General features: G+C 64.2%; 33 protein-coding genes. 16 read left to right on the plus strand and 17 right to left on the minus strand.

The window, feature by feature from the left end; genetic code table 11:
* Positions 1-29: 29 nt before the first annotated feature.
* Positions 30-302 (minus strand): Ni(II)/Co(II)-sensing transcriptional repressor DmeR, encoded by a 273-nt coding sequence (dmeR, locus tag ACMGE0_RS20150; protein WP_436817664.1) that lies wholly within the window; start codon positions 300-302, stop codon positions 30-32.
* A gap of 161 nt (positions 303-463) precedes the next feature.
* Here dmeR and ACMGE0_RS20155 point away from each other — a divergent pair, with 161 nt between their 5' ends.
* Positions 464-880: a MerR family transcriptional regulator gene (locus tag ACMGE0_RS20155; RefSeq protein ID WP_436817665.1), complete on the plus strand. Its 417-nt coding sequence runs from the start codon at positions 464-466 to the stop codon at positions 878-880.
* A 45-nt stretch (positions 881-925) separates the two neighbouring features.
* Here the strand turns inward: ACMGE0_RS20155 and ACMGE0_RS20160 are convergent, their stop codons facing one another.
* From ACMGE0_RS20160 to ACMGE0_RS20170, 3 genes are all read right to left on the minus strand, one after another.
* Positions 926-1,288: an HVO_A0114 family putative DNA-binding protein gene (locus ACMGE0_RS20160; protein ID WP_436817666.1), complete on the minus strand. Its 363-nt coding sequence runs from the start codon at positions 1,286-1,288 to the stop codon at positions 926-928.
* The gene (locus ACMGE0_RS20165) at positions 1,275-1,568 is read right to left on the minus strand and encodes a toxin-antitoxin system TumE family protein (RefSeq protein WP_436817667.1); all 294 of its coding nucleotides are present in this window, start codon (positions 1,566-1,568) and stop codon (positions 1,275-1,277) included. Before ACMGE0_RS20165 ends, ACMGE0_RS20160 begins: the two co-directional genes overlap by 14 nt.
* Before the next feature lie 103 nt (positions 1,569-1,671).
* A complete protein-coding gene (locus ACMGE0_RS20170) occupies positions 1,672-2,568 on the minus strand; it encodes a LysR family transcriptional regulator (RefSeq protein ID WP_436817668.1) in 897 nt (298 codons plus the stop codon).
* Positions 2,569-2,666: 98 nt separating this feature from the next.
* On the opposite strand from ACMGE0_RS20170, the gene ACMGE0_RS20175 reads away from it, so the two are divergent.
* From ACMGE0_RS20175 to ACMGE0_RS20185, 3 genes are all read left to right on the plus strand, one after another.
* The gene (locus ACMGE0_RS20175) at positions 2,667-3,161 is read left to right on the plus strand and encodes a DUF6152 family protein (protein ID WP_436817669.1); all 495 of its coding nucleotides are present in this window, start codon (positions 2,667-2,669) and stop codon (positions 3,159-3,161) included.
* A gap of 4 nt (positions 3,162-3,165) precedes the next feature.
* Positions 3,166-3,612: a hypothetical protein gene (locus ACMGE0_RS20180; protein WP_436817670.1), complete on the plus strand. Its 447-nt coding sequence runs from the start codon at positions 3,166-3,168 to the stop codon at positions 3,610-3,612.
* Between the two features lie 195 nt (positions 3,613-3,807).
* Positions 3,808-4,308: a GNAT family N-acetyltransferase gene (locus tag ACMGE0_RS20185; RefSeq protein WP_436817671.1), complete on the plus strand. Its 501-nt coding sequence runs from the start codon at positions 3,808-3,810 to the stop codon at positions 4,306-4,308.
* A gap of 19 nt (positions 4,309-4,327) precedes the next feature.
* Here the strand turns inward: ACMGE0_RS20185 and ACMGE0_RS20190 are convergent, their stop codons facing one another.
* The 5 genes from ACMGE0_RS20190 to ACMGE0_RS20210 all read right to left on the minus strand — a co-directional run bounded on the left by ACMGE0_RS20190 (position 4,328) and on the right by ACMGE0_RS20210 (position 7,786).
* The gene (locus ACMGE0_RS20190; RefSeq protein ID WP_436817672.1) at positions 4,328-4,660 is read right to left on the minus strand and encodes a type II toxin-antitoxin system HicB family antitoxin; all 333 of its coding nucleotides are present in this window, start codon (positions 4,658-4,660) and stop codon (positions 4,328-4,330) included.
* Positions 4,661-4,950: 290 nt separating this feature from the next.
* Positions 4,951-5,868: a c-type cytochrome gene (locus ACMGE0_RS20195; protein ID WP_436817673.1), complete on the minus strand. Its 918-nt coding sequence runs from the start codon at positions 5,866-5,868 to the stop codon at positions 4,951-4,953.
* A 68-nt stretch (positions 5,869-5,936) separates the two neighbouring features.
* Entirely contained in the window at positions 5,937-6,380 is a 444-nt protein-coding gene (locus ACMGE0_RS20200) for a c-type cytochrome (RefSeq protein WP_436817674.1), read from the minus strand.
* Positions 6,381-6,537: 157 nt separating this feature from the next.
* Positions 6,538-6,981: a c-type cytochrome gene (locus ACMGE0_RS20205; RefSeq protein WP_436817675.1), complete on the minus strand. Its 444-nt coding sequence runs from the start codon at positions 6,979-6,981 to the stop codon at positions 6,538-6,540.
* A gap of 172 nt (positions 6,982-7,153) precedes the next feature.
* Complete coding sequence (locus tag ACMGE0_RS20210; protein WP_436817676.1) at positions 7,154-7,786, minus strand: LysE family translocator; 633 nt, start codon at positions 7,784-7,786, stop codon at positions 7,154-7,156.
* Between the two features lie 135 nt (positions 7,787-7,921).
* Between ACMGE0_RS20210 and ACMGE0_RS20215 the strand changes: the two genes are divergently transcribed.
* Positions 7,922-8,623, plus strand: a complete 702-nt coding sequence (locus ACMGE0_RS20215) for a helix-turn-helix transcriptional regulator (protein ID WP_436817677.1) — start codon at positions 7,922-7,924, stop codon at positions 8,621-8,623.
* On the opposite strand, the gene ACMGE0_RS20220 is transcribed toward ACMGE0_RS20215, so the two are convergent.
* A complete protein-coding gene (locus tag ACMGE0_RS20220; RefSeq protein ID WP_436817678.1) occupies positions 8,620-9,462 on the minus strand; it encodes a metallophosphoesterase in 843 nt (280 codons plus the stop codon). The two genes, ACMGE0_RS20215 and ACMGE0_RS20220, sit on opposite strands and share 4 nt — an antisense overlap.
* 113 nt (positions 9,463-9,575) lie before the next feature.
* Positions 9,576-10,178, minus strand: a complete 603-nt coding sequence (locus tag ACMGE0_RS20225; protein WP_436817679.1) for a superoxide dismutase — start codon at positions 10,176-10,178, stop codon at positions 9,576-9,578.
* 171 nt (positions 10,179-10,349) lie between these two features.
* On the opposite strand from ACMGE0_RS20225, the gene ACMGE0_RS20230 reads away from it, so the two are divergent.
* The 5 genes from ACMGE0_RS20230 to ACMGE0_RS20250 all read left to right on the plus strand — a co-directional run bounded on the left by ACMGE0_RS20230 (position 10,350) and on the right by ACMGE0_RS20250 (position 12,278).
* A complete protein-coding gene (locus tag ACMGE0_RS20230; RefSeq protein WP_436817680.1) occupies positions 10,350-10,673 on the plus strand; it encodes a hypothetical protein in 324 nt (107 codons plus the stop codon).
* 91 nt (positions 10,674-10,764) lie between these two features.
* Entirely contained in the window at positions 10,765-11,508 is a 744-nt protein-coding gene (locus ACMGE0_RS20235; RefSeq protein ID WP_436817681.1) for a sulfite exporter TauE/SafE family protein, read from the plus strand.
* Between the two features lie 12 nt (positions 11,509-11,520).
* Positions 11,521-11,784, plus strand: coding sequence for a YdeI/OmpD-associated family protein (locus tag ACMGE0_RS20240; protein ID WP_436817682.1), 264 nt, complete (start codon positions 11,521-11,523; stop codon positions 11,782-11,784).
* Between the two features lie 54 nt (positions 11,785-11,838).
* Positions 11,839-12,123 (plus strand): ribbon-helix-helix domain-containing protein, encoded by a 285-nt coding sequence (locus tag ACMGE0_RS20245; protein WP_436817683.1) that lies wholly within the window; start codon positions 11,839-11,841, stop codon positions 12,121-12,123.
* The gene (locus ACMGE0_RS20250; protein WP_436817684.1) at positions 12,120-12,278 is read left to right on the plus strand and encodes a hypothetical protein; all 159 of its coding nucleotides are present in this window, start codon (positions 12,120-12,122) and stop codon (positions 12,276-12,278) included. The genes ACMGE0_RS20245 and ACMGE0_RS20250 overlap by 4 nt, the downstream gene beginning before the upstream one ends.
* 24 nt (positions 12,279-12,302) lie before the next feature.
* On the opposite strand, the gene ACMGE0_RS20255 is transcribed toward ACMGE0_RS20250, so the two are convergent.
* A complete protein-coding gene (locus ACMGE0_RS20255) occupies positions 12,303-13,190 on the minus strand; it encodes a branched-chain amino acid aminotransferase (RefSeq protein WP_436817685.1) in 888 nt (295 codons plus the stop codon).
* Between the two features lie 185 nt (positions 13,191-13,375).
* On the opposite strand from ACMGE0_RS20255, the gene tam reads away from it, so the two are divergent.
* Positions 13,376-14,146 (plus strand): trans-aconitate 2-methyltransferase, encoded by a 771-nt coding sequence (gene tam / locus ACMGE0_RS20260; protein ID WP_436817686.1) that lies wholly within the window; start codon positions 13,376-13,378, stop codon positions 14,144-14,146.
* On the opposite strand, the gene ACMGE0_RS20265 is transcribed toward tam, so the two are convergent.
* Entirely contained in the window at positions 14,147-14,320 is a 174-nt protein-coding gene (locus ACMGE0_RS20265) for a hypothetical protein (protein WP_436817687.1), read from the minus strand.
* Between the two features lie 14 nt (positions 14,321-14,334).
* The gene (locus ACMGE0_RS20270; RefSeq protein ID WP_436817761.1) at positions 14,335-15,219 is read right to left on the minus strand and encodes an alpha/beta fold hydrolase; all 885 of its coding nucleotides are present in this window, start codon (positions 15,217-15,219) and stop codon (positions 14,335-14,337) included.
* Positions 15,220-15,435: 216 nt separating this feature from the next.
* Here ACMGE0_RS20270 and ACMGE0_RS20275 point away from each other — a divergent pair, with 216 nt between their 5' ends.
* Positions 15,436-16,140 (plus strand): gamma-glutamylcyclotransferase, encoded by a 705-nt coding sequence (locus ACMGE0_RS20275; RefSeq protein WP_436817688.1) that lies wholly within the window; start codon positions 15,436-15,438, stop codon positions 16,138-16,140.
* Between the two features lie 172 nt (positions 16,141-16,312).
* The gene (locus tag ACMGE0_RS20280) at positions 16,313-16,972 is read left to right on the plus strand and encodes a glutathione S-transferase family protein (RefSeq protein ID WP_436817689.1); all 660 of its coding nucleotides are present in this window, start codon (positions 16,313-16,315) and stop codon (positions 16,970-16,972) included.
* Between the two features lie 6 nt (positions 16,973-16,978).
* Here ACMGE0_RS20280 and ACMGE0_RS20285 read toward each other — a convergent pair whose 3' ends face one another.
* Together ACMGE0_RS20285 and ACMGE0_RS20290 are read right to left on the minus strand one after the other, a co-directional pair.
* Positions 16,979-17,314 (minus strand): hypothetical protein, encoded by a 336-nt coding sequence (locus ACMGE0_RS20285; RefSeq protein ID WP_436817690.1) that lies wholly within the window; start codon positions 17,312-17,314, stop codon positions 16,979-16,981.
* A 107-nt stretch (positions 17,315-17,421) separates the two neighbouring features.
* The gene (locus ACMGE0_RS20290) at positions 17,422-18,315 is read right to left on the minus strand and encodes a LysR family transcriptional regulator (protein ID WP_436817691.1); all 894 of its coding nucleotides are present in this window, start codon (positions 18,313-18,315) and stop codon (positions 17,422-17,424) included.
* A gap of 323 nt (positions 18,316-18,638) precedes the next feature.
* On the opposite strand from ACMGE0_RS20290, the gene ACMGE0_RS20295 reads away from it, so the two are divergent.
* The 3 genes from ACMGE0_RS20295 (at position 18,639) to ACMGE0_RS20305 (ending at position 21,840) form a co-directional block, all read left to right on the plus strand.
* Positions 18,639-19,835, plus strand: a complete 1,197-nt coding sequence (locus ACMGE0_RS20295; protein ID WP_436817692.1) for an MFS transporter — start codon at positions 18,639-18,641, stop codon at positions 19,833-19,835.
* A gap of 22 nt (positions 19,836-19,857) precedes the next feature.
* A complete protein-coding gene (locus ACMGE0_RS20300; protein ID WP_436817693.1) occupies positions 19,858-20,895 on the plus strand; it encodes an aldo/keto reductase in 1,038 nt (345 codons plus the stop codon).
* 117 nt (positions 20,896-21,012) lie between these two features.
* Complete coding sequence (locus ACMGE0_RS20305; RefSeq protein ID WP_436817694.1) at positions 21,013-21,840, plus strand: aldo/keto reductase; 828 nt, start codon at positions 21,013-21,015, stop codon at positions 21,838-21,840.
* A gap of 101 nt (positions 21,841-21,941) precedes the next feature.
* On the opposite strand, the gene corA is transcribed toward ACMGE0_RS20305, so the two are convergent.
* A complete protein-coding gene (gene corA, locus ACMGE0_RS20310; protein ID WP_436817695.1) occupies positions 21,942-22,985 on the minus strand; it encodes a magnesium/cobalt transporter CorA in 1,044 nt (347 codons plus the stop codon).
* Positions 22,986-23,003: the final 18 nt, after the last annotated feature.

A 23,003-nucleotide genomic window follows, 5' to 3' on the forward strand; every position in this document is an offset into this window, starting at 1 on the left:
GGATTTCTCCTTTTCCTCATCAAACCCGCTCAGCGGATATAGGTTCGAAGGGCCTCGGCGAGCTCTTCGGCCGCCTGCGCCCGCTCTTCCTCGTCCCCGGCATGCAGGACGTGCTCGTGCAGGTGGTCCTGCATCACCTCGCCGGTGAGCCCGGCAAGCGCGCCGCGGATCGAGGCAAGCAGCTGCAGCACCTCGCCGCATGGCGCCTCGGCTTCCAGCGCCCGCTCGACCGCTTCCATCTGCCCTCTCAGCCGGCGCGCGCGCGCCAGAAGCTTTGCCTTTTCCCGGATGGTATGAGCCATTGGCCGCTCCATATAATATAGGGGGATACCCTATACCGCGCGATGCCGATCACCAATGGGCAAATTGCCGCAAACCGCCATGTCATCTCTCCCATTGCCTCGACGCGGGTGACGACCTAGATAATTGCTATAGTCACTAGAGCTTCAGGAGATCTTTCAGCATGCTGTCGATCGGCGATCTTTCGAAACGCACCGGCGTCAAGGTGCCGACCATCCGCTATTACGAGCAGATGGGCCTGCTTGCGGCGGCGGAGCGCTCCGAAGGCAACCAGCGGCGCTACGAGAGAAGCGATCTCGAACGGCTCGCCTTCATCCGCCATGCGCGCGATCTCGGCCTCGACATTCCGGCGATCCGCGAGCTGATCGCGCTGAGCCAGCATCCGGGAGAACCCTGCGCCGATGCCGACAGGATCGCCGCCGATCACCTCACCGCAGTGCGCGAAAAGATCGAGAAGCTGAAAAGGCTGGAGCATGAGCTCGAACGCATCGTCTCCCAATGCGACGGCGGCCACTCGATCGAGGACTGCCACGTGATCCGCGCGCTTTCGGATCACCGGCTGTGCGAGAGCGAGCATTGAGAGCTGCACTGGCAGGTGACTGCACCGCGAATGGGGTTGCTTCGATCAGGCCGCAGCCTCGATGTCGAATTCGAGGTGAATACGGTCGTAGGGAAACACCACTCCGCCGCCCTCCGCCCTGTCGATCACGCCGCTGCCGAGCAACATATCCACGTCGCTGTGAACGCCCTTGAAGTCCCTGCCGACACGACGGGCGATTTCGCGGATGCTCAGCGGTCCCTGGCCGGTCATCACCTGCACGACTTCAAGCCGTTTCGGCGCCAGGACACGATGAAGCGCTTCCCAGGACGGAAAGGACAGGATGCTCTCGGCCGGCTTAGACTTACCGGCCTCCGCTGCCTTGACCGCCTCCAAGACAGAGGCCATGGACTGATCAAACGTTTCGATCTTCACCTTAAGGGTTGTCACGCAGCCATCCTCTCACATCGGCGCCGAAATCCGCCAGCAGCTCATCGATACCCATGAAAACATAGGGCGCTTCCTCGACACCGAAATGCCTGTGATCGCCCTTGCCGGCCTCGTTGTCGTATCGCAGAACGCATTCGCCTCCGGCCACCAGCGCCATGCTGTACTTGAAGCCGTGAGCGCTTCCGCGCAGCGGGGCCGGCACATGCCAGACGACGATTTCAACGAACACGCCTTCACGGAGATAGCTGCGCGTCCTTTGAACCAGTATCGCTTGCGCCATCCGCCGTCCCGCAATTGCTGATGTAATATACCCCATCAACATCGACCGGCAAAGACGGAATTTGACAATCGGCTGAACGTGGCCGCACGTCGACCTGAAACCTCTAGCCGGACGGGCCTGTCGCCTTCAGCACCTCAAGCGCCTGGTGCAGCGCCGGCGAGCGGTTGCGCGGATCGTAGAGCGCGGCGAGGCTGAGCGTCAGCGAGGCGGGATAGGGCTCGATCCGGCGCCGGACGGTGCCGGAAATATCGATGCTTCGCGACTGGACCGGCGCCAGGCCGATCCCGAGACCGGCCGAAACCAGGGAAAGCTGGCTGTGCAGGCGGCTTGCCGTGGCCGCGACCTGCAGCGGATGTCCCGCCAGCCGGCATTGGTCGCGGATCGCCGCATAAAGAGCGGGCCCCTGCTCTTCGGGAAACAGCACCATCGGCTCCCTGGCCAATCCGGCGAAATCGACATCCGGTTGCCGCGCAAGCGGATGATCGGCGGGAAGGACCGCATCGAAACGGTCGCGGGAAAGGGTTTCGGCGGAAAGCCGCGGCTGCTCCTCCACCGGCGGATGGCCGAGCCCGAGATCGATCCTGCCCGCGGCGATCAGTTCCGCCTGCTCGTTGGTCGTCGCCTCGCGAAGGTCGAAGCCGATCGCCGGATCAGCTTCGCGCAAAGACCGGATCGCCGCGGGCAGGACGTGATAGAGCGCTGCAGAGACGAAGGCGATCCGGAGCCGGTTGCCCGCATTCCGGGCCGCATGTCTCGCGAACTGGCGGGCACGCTCCTCGGCCGCCAGAATGGCGCGCGCCTCCTCACGGAAAGCGGCTCCCGCGGCCGTCAGTTCGACGCGCCGGCTGGTGCGCGCGAACAGCCGGACGTCCAGCTCCTCTTCCAGGCGGGCGATCGCCCGGCTGAAATGCGGCTGCGCCATCCCCACCGCCTTCGACGCCCTGCCGAAATGCAGCGCATCGGCGAGCACGAGAAAATACCGGATCTGATTGAAGTCCATCGATATCAACTTTGGTATTGAACAAGACCAGCCCGCATCATTGAAGTATCGATCCCGCTGCGTCTATCTCCCTGTCATCACTTTGACAGGAGGCAGCGATGAAGACGAAGCTTTTGGCGGCTGCACTTGCCGCGGGTCTTGCGGGCGTTCCGCAGGTGCTGGCCCATCACGGATGGGGTTATTACGATACCGCGCGGCCGATCTATCTTTCCGGCCGCGTCACCGCCGTCACCTGGCGCAATCCGCATCCGGAGATCACCGTCGAGAACGGGGCCGGCGCGCTTCCGCCGAACTGGAACGATCTGCCCGTGCCGGACGAACTCGCCGAGCTCGATTTCGATGCGACGCTCCAGCGCGTCCGGCCGGCGGCGGAAGCGGAACGGTGGGTGCTCGATCTCGCGCCGATCAACCGGCTGCAGGCCTGGGGCCTGCCGCGGGAGCCGAGGGAGGGCGACGTCGTCACCGCGATCGCCTTTCCCTCCTGCAGCGAGGACGGCGTCGCCCGGCCCGCGCTGATCGTGCTCGACGGGATCGGGGTGCGGCAGCAATCGGTTGCCCTCCCCGCCGGCTGCAGCGGCGATCCGCGAGGGTAAGGCCGTGCTTGCAGCGCTCGAAAATCTCGATCTCGTGGTAGCGTTGAGAAGCTCCGTCTGGGCCTATCCCATCGTCAGCGGACTGCATATTGTCGGCATCGGGCTGGTGTTCGGGTCGATCGCGACCGTCGATCTGCACCTGCTCGGGCTGATGAGGAAACTCGACCGTGAGGCCGTGCGGCGCTCGCTGGTGCCCGTCGCGATCGCCGGCTTCTGCCTTGCGGCGGTGACCGGGGCGCTGCTCTTTGCGCCGGCGGCGCGGGAATATCTCGCAAGCCCGTTCTTCCGGCTGAAGCTCGTGCTTCTTCTCGCGGCGGGCGGCAATGCAGTCCTGCTGCGCATGCTCGACGGCCGGAACGCGCGGCAGGCCGCGGGAGCGATCTGCGGCCTCGCGTCGCTCACGCTATGGGTGGCGATCATCTTCGCGGGGCGAATGCTCGCCTTCGGATGATTGCGCTTGACAAGCTTCGCGAACGGGAGCATTGGAGCGGCCATGATCAAGACGCGCACCACCATCGCCTGCTCGTATTTTTGGGCCTACCTCTAAGGGGCGGCCGACAGATCACCATGTCAACAAGCCGCCGTCAGGCGGCTTTGTTGTTTCAGACGGCACCTGACGGCGAAAAGACCGAAAAGGATGCCGGAAATGACCCCAGACACTATTGAAGATACCGAAATCTCACTGCCGCGCCCGCCCGTCGTGACGATCCGCGGCGCCAAGCCGCGCGACCTGCCCGAACTCAACGGGATGATCGCGGCGCTTGCCGCCCATCACAACGATCCGGCCGCCATCACGCCCGAAAAGCTCGAACGCGACCTGTTCGGCCCCATGCCGTGGATCACCGCCCTCGTCGCGGATACCGGCTCGGAACTGATCGGCTACGCCATCCTCGTGCCGCTCTACAGAGCGCAGGAGGGCACGCGCGGCATGGACCTGCACCATCTCTTCGTGCGCGACGGCCATCGCGGCCACGGCATCGGCCATCATCTGGTCGCACGCGCCCGCGAAATCGCGAGGAATGCCGGCTGCGACTATCTTTCGGTCAGCGCCGCCACCGGCAATTTCGCCGCCCACCGCTTCTACGAACAACTGGATTTCAAGCCGCGCCCGGTCACCGGCATGCGCTACATGCAGGCGCTGGCGTGAGGAAAAAACCGGCCAGGGCCTATCCGGCGGCCTTGGCCAGGACTTCTCCTGCCCATTGGTTGAGGCTCTTGCCGGCAAGCTCGGCAGCTTGGGCGGCGCGCCGGTGGACCTCGGGGCTGACGCGAAACATCATCTTGCCGGAATAGGGTTTCTGCGGCTCTTTGCCGACTTTGGCACAAGTCTCGATATAATCGTCGACCGCCTCACGAAAGGCAGTCCGGAGTTCGTCGACACTATCCGCGTGGAAGCCGACACCGTCGCGGATGCCGGCAATCTGGCCAAACAGGATGCCGTCCTCGTCGTCGTATTCGATACGGGCGGAGTAGCCCTTATAGGTCATCACATTCGTCATGGCATTATCCCCTAGCCGGATCAAGTAAGCGCGGGCAGCACGCCCTGATAGCGCTTTGCTTCCTTGGCCGGATGCGGTCGGTGGAAGGTTTCGATCTCCCCGTCCCTGTCAAAGCGGACGCGAAAGCCGCTCCCTTCATGACGGCGCAACCGGCTGCAACAAGCAAGCTTTCGATCGCCGCCCATTCGAGCGTTCCGGATACAGGATCTCTAAAGACAGCTTCCAGCGTCCTACGGTGCTTGCCGTTCATGCAAGCAATTCACTGGATGATGGCACTTCTTGCAAGCATTTCACTTCACAGGAGGCACCGCCTTCAAATAGGCGGCAATCGCTTCGAGGTCGCTCTTCGGCAGGTGCGCCACGTTCTGCTGCACCTCGACCATGGAGCCGCCGACGGAATCGAAGTCCGGCGTGAAGCCCGTTTCGAGATAGCTCACGATATCGCCCTCGCTCCAGGTGCCGATATCCTGGGAACCCGGCGTGATGTTCGGGATGTTGCCCCGCCCTTCCGGGTTCGGGCCGCCCGCAAGCCAGCGGTCCGGCTGGAAGCCGCCGAGCGCGTCGCGCGGCGTGTGGCATTCGCCGCAATGGCCCGGCCCCTCGACCAGGAACTGGCCGCGCCTGACCTTCTCGTCGGCGGAGGCAAGCTGAACCCGCGGCTCATCGTTGAAATAGAGGTATTTCCAGCCGCCCACCGCCAGCCGGATATTGTAGGGAAACTGTAATTCGTGCGGCGGCGCGACGTTGCTGCTCGCCGGCAGCGTCTTCAGGTAGCCGAAGAGGTCGTTGATATCCCTGGCCGACAACCGGGCATAGGAGCCGTAGGGGAAGGACGGATAGAGATGCTCGCCATCCGGCCCGACGCCGCGGGTCATGGCATTGCCGAATTCCGCCAGCGTCCAGTTGCCGATGCCGGCCTGCGCGTCGGGCGAAATGTTGGGAATGTGGAACGTGCCGAAGGCGGTCGGCAGCGCGCGGCCGCCGGAAAGCACCTTCAGCGCATCGCCCTGCGCCCCGGTCGCGGCGTGACAGCTTGCGCAGCCGCCGGCCCAGAAGAGTTGCTCGCCGTTGGCGAGGTCCGATTCGCCGAGGCCGGCCCAATAGCTTTCCGGAAACGGATCGGGCTTCGTCAGCGCCCATGCTATCCCGGCGCCGATTGCGACGATGACCGCGCCGGCACTCAAGACTTTCGCCCATCGAGACGCCATGCTCTTCTCCTTCGAAGGTTTTCATGAAAAGCCGGCGGCGGGCCGGCCGCCGGCGCCCGGTCCGCCGTTCAGTTGGCGGGAGCCCGGTAGGTCTTGTGACACTCGGAACAGATCGGCCCCAGCCGTCCCAGGGCGGCCCCTACACCGGCCCTGTCCGCCGGCAGCGTGGCGACCAGAGCGTCGGCCTCCGACCCCAGCTTGGCCGACAAGGCGCGGAATCCATCCGGGTTCTGCCAGATAGCCGGCAGCGCCTTGGTTTTCCCCGTGTCCGAGCCCGCGGGGAACTGGTCCGGAAAGGCTTTCATATTGGTGCTGATCGTCGTCAGCGCCGACCTTACCGCCGCCTCGTCGTACGGCTTTTCGCCCTTGGCGATTGCGCCAAGCGCGCCGGCCGCCTGCCCGTTCTCCTTCATCAAGGCCTGGCGGGCTGCGATCGGCCCGTCCTGCGCGAACGCCGCGGACAGACAGAGACAGGCGGCGCCAGCCGCAATGACGTAAGACCTCAACCGCATGTGCACGTTCCTCCCATAGAGCCCGGTACGGCCGGGCTGTTGACGACAGTTCACGATGCGATGTGCGCACGGCCGGAGGAAGTAACAAGGCAGTGATAATATTGGAGGTTCTACGGCAGGATGGCGGGAGCGGACGCACCGCTCCCCGCCCGACCGGCTATTTCTTCAGACGGTAGGTCTGGTGACAGTCGCTGCAGGTGCCGCCAAGCGTCCTCATCGCCGCGCCGACGCCTGCCGCATCGGCCGGGACGGCCGCAAGCAGGCTATCCGCTTCGGCGGCCAGCTTTTCCGCCTTGGCCTGGAAATCCGTCTTGTTCTGCCAGATGGCCGGCGCGGCTTCCGATTCCGAACCGGCTTCCGAACCCGCCGGGAACTGGTTCGGGAAGGCTTTCATCGTCGTGCTGATCGTGGTCAGCGCGGCAGTCACGGCCGCCGCTTCATAGGGCTTCTGGCCCTTGGCGATGCCGCCCAGCGCGCTGAGCGCACCGCCGACGGCCTTCATCTGGCTCTGGCGAAGCGCCTGGGGCTCCTCCTGAGCGACGGCGACAGACAAACCAAGACAGCCGGCAACAGCTGCGAGGACTATGGATTTCAGGCGCATGCAGACATTCTCCTCTTTGACATCGAATCCAGGGGCCACGATGATGCGCCGCACAATGTCTTCCGGACCGATGACAATGAAGTAACAAAAAGGTGAGAACGTCAGGGGAATCAAACCGCTAGCCGCCGCCTCAGTCTCCTGCGCCCGGCAAATCCCAAGACCGCGGCGCGGCTCACGCCTTGATCCCTTCCCAGAGCGTCAGCATCGAGACGGCAAGCAGCAGCAGACCGGCGATGCGCCCGACCCAGATCGTCGCCCTGCCGTTGCCGACCAGCAGTTTTCGCGCCCGGCCGGCCGCCACCGCCAGCCCGCCGTAGACCGCAAGCTGGGTTCCCGCCGTCATCGCCGCCATGACCGCCGCCTGGGGACCGAGCGGCCCGAAATCCGGCCGCAGGAACTGCGGATAGACGGCGAGCATGAAGAGATAGGCCTTCGGATTGATGAGGCAGGTCACCGCGCCGCGGCGGAACGCCTCCCAGTTGGAACGCGTATCGGCCGGGCCGACATGATCGACGGTGATCGAGCTTTTCATCAGGCTCACCCCGATCCAGGCCATGTAGAGCGCGCCGACGATGAGCAGCGGCTTGAAGAGCACCGGCATGAGGGTGGCGAGCAGGCCGACGCCGAGGGCGCCGTAAATGGAATGCACCAGGCCGCCCAGCATGATGCCGGCAGTGGCCGCCAGCCCCGCCGCGCGGCCGCGCGTCAGCGCGTTGGCGAGCACGAAGATCATGTCCATGCCCGGAACGACGATGATGCCGAAGAGCAAGGTGAAGTAGAGCCAGAGATTTTCCGTGTATGTCATGTCAGTTTGTCGGCCTTGCAAGGACAGGCTCGGATGAAGGAGCCATGGTTTTTCAATCGGATATCCGGCGCTATACAGGAGCCCAACTGACAGCGTATTGTCAGGAGCGGTTGTCCAGCGGCGAAGGAAAACGGCATGCGCAAGGCCTCGCGCCTCTTCGAGATCATCCAGATACTTCGGCTCGCGAAAAGGCCGGTGACGGCGGCCACGATCGCCGCGCAGCTCGAGGTGACGGTGCGCTCGATCTACCGGGACATCGCGGCGCTCCAGGCCATGCGCGTGCCGATCGAGGGCGGGCGCGGCATCGGCTATATCCTGCGGCCCGGCTTCACCCTGCCGCCGCTGATGCTCTCGATCGAGGAGACGGAGGCGATCGTGCTGGCGCTGGCGCTTCTCGAACGCACCGGCGACATGGAGCTCAAGCAGGCAGCAAAACAGGTGAACCGCAAGATCGCCGCCGTCGTGCCCCTACCGCTTTCCGGCATCTTTTCCGCCAATGCGCTGCATGCCTGGGGAACAGTGGCGCCGGTGCCGGAGGCGGTCGACCTCGCCATGCTGCGCCGGGCGATCCGCGACGAGCGGAAGCTGGCGCTCGACTATCGCGACGAACATGGGCGCGCCACGGAGCGGACGATCCGGCCGATCGCACTCATCTACTATTCGCAGACGGCCAATATCGTCGCCTGGTGCGAGCTTCGCGAGGCGATACGCAATTTCCGCACCGACCGGGTGGAGCATTGCGAACCGGTCGACGACTTCTTCCGCGGCGAAGGGGAAAGGTTGCGCCAGCTCTGGATCGAGGGGTGGACCGTCACCCCATCAGCCGACACGGCTTAGAGGGGCAGCCTGCGGCTTTCCTCGCGGCCGTAACCGGTGATCTCGATGCAATCGGCAAAGATCTCCACGACGGCGAAGGTATTTTCCCTCTCCGTATCGACCATGCCTTTGAAGTTCACGTACCAAGTCGAGCCGTCATGGCCGAGATTGCCTGCATGGTTATGACCGTTCAGATAGGCGATGACGTTGCCGGAGCTGGCGAAAAGCCCGGTCAGCCGCTCATAGCCCCAGAGACTGTGCTCGTTTTCCGGGAAGAGCGGATAGTGGCCCATGACGATCACCTTCTCGCCCGCGGCATCCGCCCGCGCGAGCGTGGCTTCCAGCCAGGCGAACTGCTCGTCGCCGATGCCGCCGTTCCATTCCTGGGCGTTCACCGCATTTTCCGCCTTCAGCGCCCGCAGACGCTCCCTGGCGAGGCTGTGGCGCGGATCGCCTTTCTGAGACGAAAACAGGCTGATCTCGTTGCCGTCGATCACCACGAAGCGGAAGCCGCCGCGGGAAAAATCGTGCCAGGCCGCCGGCATGCCAAGCCGCGCATGCACCTCGGAAAGCCGCTCCGGCGCCAGCAGGAAATCGTGATTGCCGGGCAGCAGGAAACTCTCGTGGCGCAGGTCCTTATAGATCGAGAGAACCGCCTCGTAATTCTCCCAGCCGCGATCGATGAGATCGCCGAGCGTCACGACGAAGGACAGGTCTTCGCCATTGAAGACGCCGACCGCCTCCCTCAGCTTCGCGAGGCTGTTTTCGAAATAGCGGTTCATCGCGACATTCGGCGGCAGGGCGGCATATTGCGGATCGGCAATCACGCCGAAGCGGAGAAGCGGCTTTTCGCGGGACATGGGAGGCAAGTATTTTGCGCCTGTGACAGGCGTGTGACGGGATAGCCTCGAAACAAAAACACCCGGCGCCTTGCGACGCCGGATGTTTTTAAAGAATCAGCGATGACCGCGGATTACTTCGTCGCGGCTTCGTAGCGCTCCAGGACGTAGTCCCAGTTGATCAGGCTGTCGACGAAGGCTTCGAGGTATTTCGGGCGGGCGTTGCGGTAGTCGATGTAATAGGAGTGTTCCCACACGTCGACGCCGAGGATCGGCTCTGCGCCGTGGACCAGAGGGTTCTCGCCGTTCGGCGTCTTGGAGATGACGAGCTTGCCGTCCTTGACGGAGACCCAGGCCCAGCCGGAGCCGAACTGCGTGGTGCCGGCGGCGATGAAATCGGCCTTGAACTTGTCGTAGCCGCCGAGGTCGGAAGCGACGGCCGCTTCGAGCTTGCCCGGCAGCTTGGTGCCGCCGCCGCCCTTCTTCATCCACTTCCAGAAATGGATGTGGTTGTAGTGCTGGGCAGCGTTGTTGAAGAGGGTCTGGTGGGTGCCGAAGGACTTCTTGACGACTTCCTCGACCGACAGGTCGCCGAGACCGGCTTCGGCCGCGAGCTTGTTGCCCGTGTCGACATAAGCCTTGTGGTGCTTGTCGTGATGGAATTCCAGCGTTTCCTTCGACATGTACGGCGAAAGCGCTTCATAATCGTAGGGGAGTTCAGGAAGTTCGAAGGCCATTGTCTTACTCCTTTTCGGCAAACACCTTGAAACAAGCGTCGTGCCGGAACATAGGAGCGCAACAGCCAAGAGGCAACGGTGATCTTGCCAAAAATCAGGCCGCCGCCACCAAGACGTTTCCGAATTTTGGGTCTACAAGAAACGCTCGGATCACTGAACCGGAGCCCGCCCATGAAGACCCTACTCCTTCTCGCCGCCGCCCTTGTTTCGGCCGGTGTCACCACCGTGCAAGCCGCGTCGGACGACGCGTGGGCGGAGTTCCGGACGGAGGTTGCCGATGCCTGCGTTGCCGCCGCTAAAGGCCTTATCGAAAACGGCAAGGCGCTCGTCGATCCGTTCGGCAGCGAGAACTACGGGCTTGCCGTCGTCTCCGGCAAGGCGGTCGGCGCGGATGCCACGATCAGCGCCATCTGCGTCTTCGACAAGAAGGCGAAGACCGCCGAGATCGGCGGCGAGATTTCGGGCGACGAACTGATGGTGAAGACGGGAGAATGAATCCCGCTCCGGCGCGACGCCGGATTTTCGCCGGAACCTTTTGAAGGGCAAGGGATTTCCCGGGCTGGGATCAAACAAGCCCGAGGAGCCGATGTTCGATTTTCTGACGCCCGACTTCCTGATCTTCGTTCTCATCGGTTTCCTCGCCCAGATCATCGACGGCGCGCTCGGCATGGCCTTCGGGGTGCTGACGACCACCAGCCTGCTGACGATCGGCATCGCACCCTCCACGGCGAGCGCGATGACGCATGTCACCGAATGCTTCACCACGGCGGCCTCCGGGCTCTCGCATCTCTACCACCGCAACGTCGACTGGCGGCTGGTGCTGCGGCTTGCGCCGGCCGGCATGCTCGGGGGAGCGATCGGCGCCTATGTGCTCTCCAATATCGACGGCGAGGCGATCGAGCCCCTGGTCTCGGCCTATCTTATCGCCGTCGGCCTTTTCATCCTCTACAAGGCCTTCCAGCCGAAATTTCCGCGCGACGTGCACGACTGGATCGTCCCTTATATCGGCGGCGCGGGCGGGCTGCTGGACGCCATGGGCGGCGGCGGATGGGGACCGATCGTGACCAGCAGCCTGCTCGGCCGCGGCCACGACCCCAAGAAGGTGATCGGCTCCACCAACCTCACCGAATTCGCCGTCACCACGACGATTTCGGCAACCTTCATCCTGGCGCTCGGCTGGTCGGAACTTGCCCCCGCGCTTGGACTGATCCTCGGCGGCATACTGGCCGCGCCGCTCGGCGCCGTCATCGTCAGGAAACTGCCCGTCAAGCCCTTGATGATCGCCGTCTCGATGATCATCATCGGCACCGCCGCGGTGCGGTTCGTCTGAGGGAGGCGGAGAATGACGACATTTCCCGGCACGGAAAACCTGAAGCGCGAACTCCAGCCCATGCCGCAGGACATAGCCGAGCGGCTGAAGCGGGAGGGCGTCGAGAAAGCCTACGCGGTGCGGCCGGCCTATCAGCGCAACGACTATCTCGGCTGGATCGCGCGGGCCAGGCGCGCCGACACCCGCGAAAGACGCATCCGCCAGATGCTCGACGAGCTCAAGGCCGGCAATGCCTATATGCGCATGAGATATACCGGACCGGCGGGGCGGGAGTGAGGCCTATCGGATCAGCCCGTCTGCGTGCTACAACCGATAGACAAGGAGCCAAGCATGCGCGCGAACCGATCCATCACCGTCTCGCTGCCGGAAGACATGGCCGAACTCGTCGAGAAGAAGGTCGCGTCCGGCGAATTCGCGGATGAAAGCGAAGTCGTCGCCGAAGGTCTGCGCTATCTCGCGGACCACGATGCCGAGATCGAGCAATGGCTGCGAAACGAGGTCGTGCCGACGCTAAAAGCCTACGACCCTTCGAAAGCCCTTCCCATCGAGGAAGTCCGGCGGCGCATCGAAGCCCATATGGATGCGCGCGATCGAGAAAATCGCTTCCCTGAATGAGGCATGACGATATCGGCCCCGGCATTCGCATCGTCGGCGTCAAGCGCAAGGCGAGCATTGTCTTTCGGATCGACGATGACCTCGTCGTCATCATGCGCATCCTGCATCGCGGCAAGAGCCTTGGCCATGAAGACGAAGACGAAGACCTGTCTTAGAAACGCCGCCGTCCGCCCAACGCCTCAGGCGTCGTCACCGGTCCTGGAGCGCGCCCAGTCCATGTAGACGTCCAGCGCCTTGCGGGCGACGGGGCCTTCCTGCAACTGGCGATCTTCGAAACGGTTGATCGGCACGATCTTCGAATAGTTGCCGGAGGTGAAGATCTCGTCGGCATCCGTGAAATCCTCGACCGTCAGCGTCGTCTCGCGCACGTCGAAGCCCGCCTGGCGCAAGAGACCGATGACACGCGCACGGGTGATGCCGGCAAGGAAAGTGCCGTTGGCGATCGGTGTCATCACCACGCCGTCCTTGACCATGAAGATGTTCGAGGACGCGGTCTCGGCGACATTGCCGTTCATGTCGCGGGCAAGCGCGTTGTCGAAGCCGCGGTTCCGGGCTTCCAGGATCATGCGGCCGCTGTTCGGATAGAGGCTGCCGGTCTTGGCGCCGGTCATCGCCACTTCCGGGTTCGGGCGGCGATAGGGCGAGACCGTGAGCGAGGTGGCCTTGGCCGTCGCCATCGGCGCCTCGAACATGCACAGCGCGAAGCGGGTCGAGTCCGGATCGGCGGTAACGACGCTGAACGGCATGCCGTGCTCGGCCCAGTACATGGGCTTGATGTAGATCGCCGTCTTGCCGTCGAACTTCTTCACGCCCTCCCAGGCGAGCGCCTCGATCTCTTCCGCCGCCATCACCGGCGTCATGCCCATGTTCTTCGCAGAGCGGTTGACGCGCTTACAATGCAGGTCGAGGTCCGGCGCGATCCCGTCGAACCAGCGGGCGCCGTCGAACACCGTCGAGCCCAGCCACATGGCATGCGAGGTCGGGCCGACGAGCTTCGGGTTGCCTTCCAGCCATTCGCCATCCACGAAAGTCCAGGTGGCGGTGCGGGCGGCGGTGTTCACGGGCATAACGGTCTCCTTCGGCATTCCAGGGCGGCTCTTCAAAATTGCGGGGGTGAGTGAAGGCCCGCCCGCCTGCCGAGGTCAAGCGATAATATGAGATGAGTCATCACAAAAATTGATATTTTTTGTCATGGAGACGCCTTCAGCAAGGTGCCATTTTGCTCCGGCAGAATCGATAGGAGTCTTCGCAAATGGCATGGTCGGCAGAGCAATATGTAAAATTCGAGGACGAGCGGACCCGGCCGGCCCGCGATCTCATCGCGCAGGTGCCTCTCGGCTCCGCGACCAGGGCTTACGACCTCGGCTGCGGACCGGGCAATTCCACGGAACTGCTGACGGAGCGCTTCGGCGCCAGGAACGTCACCGGCCTCGACAGCGACGACAACATGCTGGCCGCGGCCCGCAAGCGCCTGCCCGGCACGGAGTTCCTCAAGGCCGACCTCAACACCTGGGTGCCGGATGAGCCGGCCGACCTTCTCTATGCCAATGCCGTGTTCCAATGGGTGCCGGACCATTTGTCCGTGCTCGCCCGGCTGACGGATCATCTGAAACCCGGCGGCGTGCTGGCGGTGCAGATGCCGGACAATCTGACCGAGCCGAGCCACATGCTGATGGAGGAGACGGGCGCCGCCGGCCCCTGGGCCGCGGCCTTCGAAGGCGGCAGGGTGCGGCGTCCCCTCCTCCCCCCGCCATCTGCCTATTTCGATGCCCTGATGCCGAAGGTAAGCCGCGTCGACGTCTGGCACACGGTCTATTACCATCCGCTCGCCGACGCGCCTGCCATCATCGAATGGGTCCGTGGGACGGGCCTCCGGCCCTATCTCGACGCCGCCGGCCCGGCCCATGCGGAGGCTTTCACGGCGGACTACACGGCCCGCATCGCCAGGGCCTATCCGCCCATGGCCGACGGGCGGGTGCTTCTGCGCTTCCCGCGCCTCTTCGTCGTTGCCGTAAAAGCCTGATCAGGGATTGGCCGGCGGCGGCGAAAGCGGGTTCTGCGGCGGAGGCTGCGCCCCTTCCATGCGGCTGTCGCCTTGTGGCCATTGACCGTCATCATTCATCCAGATGATGCTCAGGACACAACCGACCAGAATCGCCAGTACCGCAATAAAAAGCCAACGCATCAGTCCGCTCACTCCTTTTCTCAGCATTACGCCGCATGGACCCGCCCGAGGAAGCCGCGGATCGGCGGCACGACCTCGTGCAGGCTGGTTTCCAGCAGCCAATGGCCGCCGTCGAAGAGATGCAGTTCCGCCTTCGGCAGGTCGCGCAGGAAGGCGCGGGCGGATTCCTCCGGCATGTAGCCGTCCTGCGGACCCCAGACGATCAGGGCCGGCGGCTGATGATCCCGCAGATATTGCTGGTAGCGCGGGAACCATCCGGCGTTTTCGCGGAGCCCCGCGATGACATCGACGGCGATCCTCCGGCGCCGCTCGTCCATCAGCGACCAGTGCAGCCTCCAGAGGTCCGGCGGAATGCGCTCGGCGAGTTCCGGGCGGACCTCATTGAGGAACTCCTCCCTGAAGCCCTCCTCGCGCACCGCATCGGCGATCTTGCGGCGCCCCTCCTCGGTGGGGTTGCGCCAGTATTCCTGCAGTCCCGCATATTTCGGGCCGAGCACGTCCTCGTAGATATCGCCGTTCTGGATGATCAGCGCGGCGATCCTTTCCGGGCGCCGGATCGCCAGGCGAAGGCCGATCTGCGAACCGAAATCGTGCAGGTAGATGGCGAACCGGCCGAGGCGGAGCCTTTCCGCGAAGTCATCCAGAAACCCGGCGAAACCGTCGAAATCGTAGCGGAAATCGTCCGGGGTGTCGGTGTAGCCGCAACCGGGAAAATCCGGCGCGACAAGATGCCAGCGGTCGGCGAGCAGCGGCATCAGCTCGCGAAACTCATAGGACGAGCAAGGGTAACCGTGCGGCAGGAGCAGGACGGGCGCGCCCTCTCTTCCCGCTTCGCGGTAGAAGACCCTCATTCCGTCGAGATCGAGCCATTTGTGCCTGACCCGCACCATATCCGGGCGGGCACCGGTCATCGTGTCCATGATCCTCTCTCCGTCAGACGGTCCCCCTTCAAGACGTCTTTCAGCCTGAGATATTCCGTGACCATTTTATGGCAGAGGGGATCATTCATTCGATGAGGCGGGACAGCAAAACGGGTTGACTCGGGGGTAATCCGCCTGCACGTTTCGGCTTACCGTTTCGCTGCCTTGTCCCCAAAATCGTTCGGAATCATGCCGAAATCGCTCGTCATGTCGCTCACACAGGAGCTGGTCGATCTCTGCTTCCGCGAGGAGGCCGACCCCGGCCCGCCGCCCTCCTGGGTACCGCTCGGCGACCAGGATTACGCGGAGCTCGCCGAGAAGCTGACGCAGGAACTCGGCGACGCTCCCTTGTGGATCTTCGCCTACGGATCGCTGATCTGGAAGCCGGGCTTCGATTCGGTCGCCTGCCAGCGCGCCACCCTGCATGGCTGGCACCGGTCCTTCTCCCTGAAAATCGAGCGCGGCCGCGGCACGCCGGACCAGCCCGGACTGATGATGATGCTGTCGCGCGGCGGACGCTGCGACGGAGTGATCTACCGGGTGGCCGACGAGGAAAAGCGCCTGCAGATGGAAAAGGCGCTGCGCCGCGAGGTCGGCAATCGCGAAGCCCTCGCCTCGATGCGCTGGATGCCGGTGAGGACGCAGAGCGGCGAAACGGTTCGCGCGCTCACCTTCTGGGCCGGCGGAACCAGCCAGAGGATCATCCGCCCGCTGCTGCCGCTCGCCGAGGTGGCGCCCGTTCTGGCGCGCGCCTGCGGCCATCGCGGCTCCTGTGCCGAATATCTCTACAACACCGTCGTGCATCTGGCCGAATTCGGCATCCGCGACCGCAACCTCTGGCGGCTGCAGGATATGGTGGCGAGGGAAATCCGGGCGATCCATGCGCGTGAAGCGGTCGCTGTCGAGGCGTGATTTTTTCGGAGAGTGCTTCCCCCATGATACCCCCCGGCAGGGCAGAGGGGGGTGAGAGCAGAATCACACCATCACCCTATTGCAGGGATGCTCGCATAAACCGATTGCAAAACCAGAGCAGTTGAGCTACCCATGCACCAGTTTCAGTTTGCAATCGGTTTGGGAGGCCGTCATGCGTCCGATCCTCTATTCGCACCCGTTTTCGTCCTATTGCCAGAAGGTGCTCACCGCCCTTTACGAGAACGGCACCGAATTCGACACGCGCATGCTGGGGCCCGAGGACCCCTCGGCCTATGAGGAGCTCTGCGCGCTCTGGCCGGTAAAACGCTTCCCGATGCTGATGGATGGGGAAAAGCCGGTCTTCGAGGCGACGATCATCATCGAATATCTGCAGGTCCATTATCCCGGCCCGGCGAGGCTGATCCCGGACGATGCGGACCGGGCGATCGAGGTGCGGATGCTCGACCGCTTCTTCGACAACTACATCTCCGGCCCGCAGCAGAAGGTCGTCTTCAACGCGCTGCGCCCGGAAGACCGGCGAGACGCCTACGGCGTCACGGAAGCACGCGACATGCTGGACGCCGCCTATGGCTGGCTCGACCGGCATATGGGAGCCCGCGAATGGGTTGCCGGCGGCGAATTCAGCCTGGCCGATTGCGCGGCTGCGCCGGCGCTCTTCTATGCCGACTGGACGCACCCGATCGGCGAGCGGTTCGCGAATGTCAGGGCCTATCGGGAGCGGCTGCTTTCCCGCCCCTCCTTCGCCCGCGCGGTCGACGAGGCACGCCCCTACCGGCCGCTCTTCCCGCTCGGCGCGCCGGACCGGGACTGACGGGAATCAGAAGCTGCTGTCGGTCACGATGGCATGGCCATGCATGGCGGCCCAGATCCGCCACACTTCGCGGCGCAGGACCGCGCTCGGGCGCACGCCGCCGCTGCCGTAGTTCTTGTACTTGTCGCGATAGGCTTCGATGAAGACGACGACCGCCTCCATGACATCCGCGTGCTGATCGACCCGGCGGCGCAGTTCCTCCCTCTCCGAATGGAGGATTTCAAAGCTCTGGACCAGCAGCCGGAGATCCTCCGTCGGCACGCTGAGATGCGGACGCTCGGCCGAACCGGCGGTGACCTCCGCCCGGATGCGGGCGATGATTTCGTTCAATTGGTCATTCATGGGTGAGATTCTCCTAACCCATGGATTTGGAGAGGGAAATCGGCCAAAGCAAGGCAAATCTGTGGCGCAGAAGACACGTTTGACGATCAATGTGATCGGGATTGGGGTCAAAGCCGCGCCGCGAGGAAATCGATATAGGTGCGGATGCGCACGGCGAGATGTTCATGGCCGGCATAGACGGCGTGGATGACCTCGATGTCCTCGGGGTTGAAATCCTCCAGAACCGGCACGAGGCGGCCGGCCTCGATATCCGGCTCCACATGGAAACGCCCGACGCGGCCGATGCCGAGCCCCGCCAGGCAGAACTGGCGGATGATCGAGCCGTTGCTCGCCTTGAGGCTGCCCGAGACGGGAAGGAGATCGCGCCGGCCCGTTTGCGGATCACGAAAGGGCCAGCCTTCCACCGATCTGCGGAAATTGAAATTGATGCAATTGTGATGGGCGAGATCGTCCGGCGTCTTCGGCGTGCCGCGACGGTCGAGATATTCGGGCGAGGCCATGACCACCTGCCGGCTTTCGCCGAGCTTCCTCGCCATCAGCGACGAATCGCGCAGCGGCCCGTGGCGGATGGCGATATCCACCCGCTCGCGGATCAGATCGACGACGTCGTCGGTGAGCGTGACATCGAGCTGCACGTCCGGGAAGAGCCGCTGGAATTCGCCCGCAAGCGGCAGGATATAGCGCTCGCCGAAGCCGACCGAGGCGTTGACGACAAGCGGCCCGCGCGGCAGCATGCGCCCTCCCCCGGAAACCACCTCTTCCGTGTCGGCGATCTCGGCCAGGATGCGCTGGGCGCGCGCGAGATAGGTCTCGCCCTCCGGCGTGAGCTGCAGAAGACGTGTCGAGCGCACGACGAGGCGGGTGCCGAGCCGGTTTTCCAGCCGGGTGACGAGCTTGCTCACCGCAGAGGGCGAGAGCTTCAGCTTGCGGCCGGCGGCCGAGAAGCTCTTGAGCTCGGCGGCAAGCACGAAGACTTCCATTTCGCCGGCGCGGTTGTCCATCAGTGGTTCTCCTAAGCTTAGTAACCGTCGCAGCCCCCTCATCCGCCTGCCGGCACCTTCTCCCCGAGGGGGAGAAGAGATTTGCCGCGCCGTCGCTATTCCCTCCTCTCCCCTCGGGGGGCGGAGGACGGGACGGGGCCGTCGACCCGTCCCCGGGTGGTGGCCGAGCGTAGCGGAGGCCAGGTGGGGGGCGGCTCGGCACAACGTATCTCTATCTGTGAAACAATTTCACAAATGATTATCCACCTCCCCTGCTACACAGGCAAGTCCCCCGCGACGATATTGCGGCGCATCAATTCCTCCCCAGGACAAGGACTACCCTCATGCCACTTGCTCTCTATGCCCTGACGGCCGGGGCCTTCGGGATCGGCGTCACGGAATTCGTCATCATGGGCCTGCTCATCGATGTCAGCGCCGATCTCGGCGTATCGATCTCGGCGGCCGGGCTGCTCATCTCCGGTTATGCGCTCGGCGTCGTGATCGGCGCGCCGCTGCTCGGCGCCATCGCCGGCAGATGGTCGAAAAAGACGCTGCTCATGAGCCTGATGGTGGTTTTCACCATCGGCAACCTCGCCTGTGCGCTCGCGCCCGACTACTGGACGCTGATGGCGGCCCGCGTTCTCACCGCCTTCGCGCATGCCTCCTTCTTCGGCGTCGGCTCCGTCGTCGCCACCGGCCTCGTGCCGGCGAACAAGAAGGCGTCCGCGATCGCCATCATGTTCACCGGCCTGACGGTCGCCAACATTCTCGGCGTGCCCTTCGGCACCTGGCTCGGCCAGGCCTATGGATGGCGCTCGACCTTCTTCGCCGTGACGGTCATCGGCCTCGTGGCTCTCGCCGTGATCGCGGCTCTCGTTCCGAAGGACAAGGCCGCCGACGACAGGCAAGAAGAAGGTTCGCAGGGCGCGCTTGCCGTGCTCGGCCGCCGCGCCGTGGTCCTCGGCCTCCTGATGACGGTGCTTTCCTGGGTCGGCGTCTTCGCGGGCTTCACCTATATCGCGCCGATCCTGACCGAGATCACCGGCTTTTCGGAAGCCGCCGTCTCGCCGATCCTGCTCGTCTTCGGCGGCGGGCTCGTGGTCGGCAACCTTCTCGGCGGCTGGCTGGCGGACCGGCGTCTCGTCTCGACCATCGTCGGCAGCCTCGTGGCGCTCTCCGTCGTGCTTCTCGCCATGACCGCCGCGATCCACCAGCCGGCTCTCGCCGTGATCGCCATCGGCCTCTTCGGCGCCGCAGCCTTCGCGACCGTCTCGCCGCTGCAGATGTGGGTGCTGAGACAAGCCGAGGGCGCCGGCCAGGGCCTCGCCTCGTCCTTCAACATCGCCGCCTTCAATCTCGGAAACGCGATCGGCGCCTGGCTCGGCGGAGTCGTCATCGATCACGGTCCCGGCCTCGGCTCGGTCACGTTCGTCGCCGGCCTGGTCCCGATCGCCGCCCTTGCGGTCGCGCTCCTCGCGATCCGGCTCGACAAGCGCAGCGAAGGCATGGCCTCAGCGGCGCTGAGCTGCCCGGCGGAATAATCTCCAGCAAAGGACCACGACCATGGAATACCGCAATCTCGGCGCATCCGGCCTCAAGGTACCGGTCTTAAGCTTCGGAGCCGGCACGTTCGGCGGCTCCGGCCCGCTTTTCAGCCACTGGGGCACGACCGATGTGGAAGAGGCCCGCCGCCTTGTCGACATCTGCATCGAAGCCGGCGTCAACCTGTTCGACACGGCCGACGTCTATTCGAACGGCGCTTCGGAAGAAGTGCTTGGGCAAGCGATCAAGGACCGGCGCGATGCCGTGCTGATCTCCACCAAGGCGAGCCTGCCGATGGGCGACGGGGCGAACGACTGGGGCTCTTCCCGCTCGCGGCTGATCCGGTCGGTGGAGGCGGCGCTGAAGCGGCTCGGCACCGACCATATCGATATCTTCCAGCTGCATGCATTCGACGCCTCGACGCCCGTCGAGGAAGTCGTCTCGACGCTCGACCGGCTCGTGCAGGACGGCAAGCTGCGCTATGTCGGCGTCTCCAACTTCTCCGGCTGGCAGATCATGAAATCGCTGGCGGCCGCCGACAAATACGGCTGGACGCGCTATGTGGCGAACCAGGTCTATTACTCGCTGGTCGGCCGCGACTACGAATGGGACCTGATGCCATTGGGTCAGGATCAGGGCCTCGGCGCGCTCGTCTGGAGCCCGCTCGGCTGGGGGCGGCTCACCGGCAGGATCAGCCGGGAGAAGCCGATCCCGGAAGGCAGCCGCCTGCACGAGACGGCGGATTTCGGCCCGCCGGTGGAGGACGAACTGCTTTACCGGGTGGTCGATGCCCTGGAAGAGATCGCGGCGGAGACGGGGAAGACCGTGCCGCAGGTGGCGATCAACTGGCTCGTCAGCCGCCCGACCGTCTCCTCCGTCATCATCGGCGCCCGCAACGAGGAGCAGCTTCGCCAGAATCTCGGCGCCGTCGGCTGGTCGCTGAGTGCGGCGCAGATCGAAAAGCTCGATCGGGCCAGCGCCGTCACCGCGCCCTATCCGCATTTTCCCTACCGGCGGCAGGAGGGTTTCGCCCGTCTGAACCCGCCCGTCGCCGGCTGAGCGGCACCCCAAAAGACGGAGGTTGATCCGTCATCAAATCGGCCCATGTAGTAAGGGCCTCATTTTTCCGGCGCCATTCTTACACTTTGGCCCGGGTTTCCCATAGGAGTTCCATCGATGTTCACTGTCAGCGCCAACGGCGCCAATATTCCTGCCCTCGGCTTCGGCACCTTCCGCATGCCCGACGAAGACGTGGCTCGCGTGCTGCCCGAAGCCCTGAAGCTCGGCTTCCGCCATGTCGACACCGCGCAGATCTACGGCAACGAGGCTTCCGTCGGCGAAGCGATCGCCAACTCCGGCATTCCGCGCGCCGATATCTTTCTCACCACCAAGGTCTGGGTGGACAAGGTCGGCCACGGCGCCTTCATCGCCTCGGTCGACGAGAGCCTGAAGAAGCTCAAGACGGATTACGTCGACCTGCTGCTGCTCCACTGGCCGCAGAGCGAGATGCCGCTCGCCGACCGCATCGGCGCGCTCAACGAGCTCAGACAGGCCGGCAAGGTGAAGAATATCGGCGTTTCCAACTTCTCGACCGCGCTGATGGCCGAAGCCGTCAAGCTTTCCGACGCGCCGATCGCCACCAACCAGGTGGAATACCATCCCTATCTCGACCAGACCAAGGTTCTGACCGAGGCCCGCAAGACCGGCATGTCGGTGACCGCCTATTACCTGATGGCCGACGGCAAGGTGCCGAAGGACCCGCTTTTGAAGGAAATCGGCGCCAGGCACGGCAAGACGGCGGCGCAGGTGACGCTGCGCTGGGCGATCCAGCAGAAGGACGTGGTGGCGCTTTCCAAGACCGCGACCGTCTCCCGCCTTCCCGAAAACTTCGACGTTTTCGACTTCGCGCTGTCGCTCGAAGAGATGGAAGCGATCCACGGCCTGGCCAAGCCGGACGGCCGCATCGTCAGCCCGGGGCATCTGGCACCGGTTTGGGATAAGTGAGGTCCGTGAGGCTTGAGAAGGAGCCGGATCCAGCCCTCTCCCGAGGTGCTTTTCACCGGCTTTGCCCCTCTCCCATTACGACGGGGAGAGGGGCAAAGCCCTTAAAGCCACCCTCTCCTCTTGAAGTAGAGATAGGGCAGGATCATCGAGATGATCATCATGACGATCGCCATCGGATAGCCGTAGCGCCATTGCAGCTCCGGCATGGCTTCGAAGTTCATGCCGTAGACCGAGGCGACCAGCGTCGGCGGCAGGAAGACCACCGCCGCAACCGAGAAGATCTTGATGATCTGGTTCTGCTCGAGGTTGATCAGGCCCAGCGTCGCATCCAGCAGGAAATTGATCTTGCCGGACAGAAACGCCGAGTGATCGCCGAGCGAGGCCGCGTCCCGCTGCAGGAGCTTGAGGCGCTGGCGAAGCTCTTTCGCGAGCTTGCGGTCGACGCCGTCGAGCGCACTGTAATAGGCCACCACGCGTGAGACGCTGACCAGGCTTTCCCGCACGACCGTCAGGAACTCACCCGTCTGGCCGATCTCGCGGATCAGTTCCTGAAGGTCGCGCGTCTTCTTGTTGACCTTCGCGGCCTTGGCGCTGAAGACCTCCTGGGAAATCTGGTCGATATCACTGCCGAGGCGCTCCAGCGTATCGGCCATGCGATCGATCACCGCCTCGATCAGCCCCGCCATGATGAGCTCGCCATTGCTGCAATGCAGGCCGGCGCCATTGCCGCGACGGGCGCGCGCGAGAAACGCATCGAAAGGCCGCGGCTCCGCGTGACGCACGGTGACGAGAACCTGGCCCTTGACGATGAAGGTGACGGGAACCTTGCGCGGCGTGCCGGCATCGGGCCGCGTCAGCACCGTCATGGTCATGAATTCCGCCCCGCCTTCCTGATAGAGCCGGGCGGAAAGCTCGATGTCCTCCATCTCGTCCATCGTCGGCACGGCAATGCCGAGGGCCTCGCCGACGGAACGTTCTTCCTCCGGCGTGGGGTTGACGAGATCGTACCAGACGACGGGCGGCGGCGCATTCGCGTCGAGCGCGACTGCGGCATCTCCTGCAACGGCGGGCGCCATGGCGACGGCGGGCGTATCGGACGCAACCAGCACAAGGCGGTCGAAGTCATAGGCATGGATACGCAGCATGACAGCTCCTTTCTCGGA

This window comes from Neorhizobium descurainiae, from assembly GCF_051400715.1.
Taxonomy (GTDB): Bacteria; Pseudomonadota; Alphaproteobacteria; order Rhizobiales; family Rhizobiaceae; genus Neorhizobium.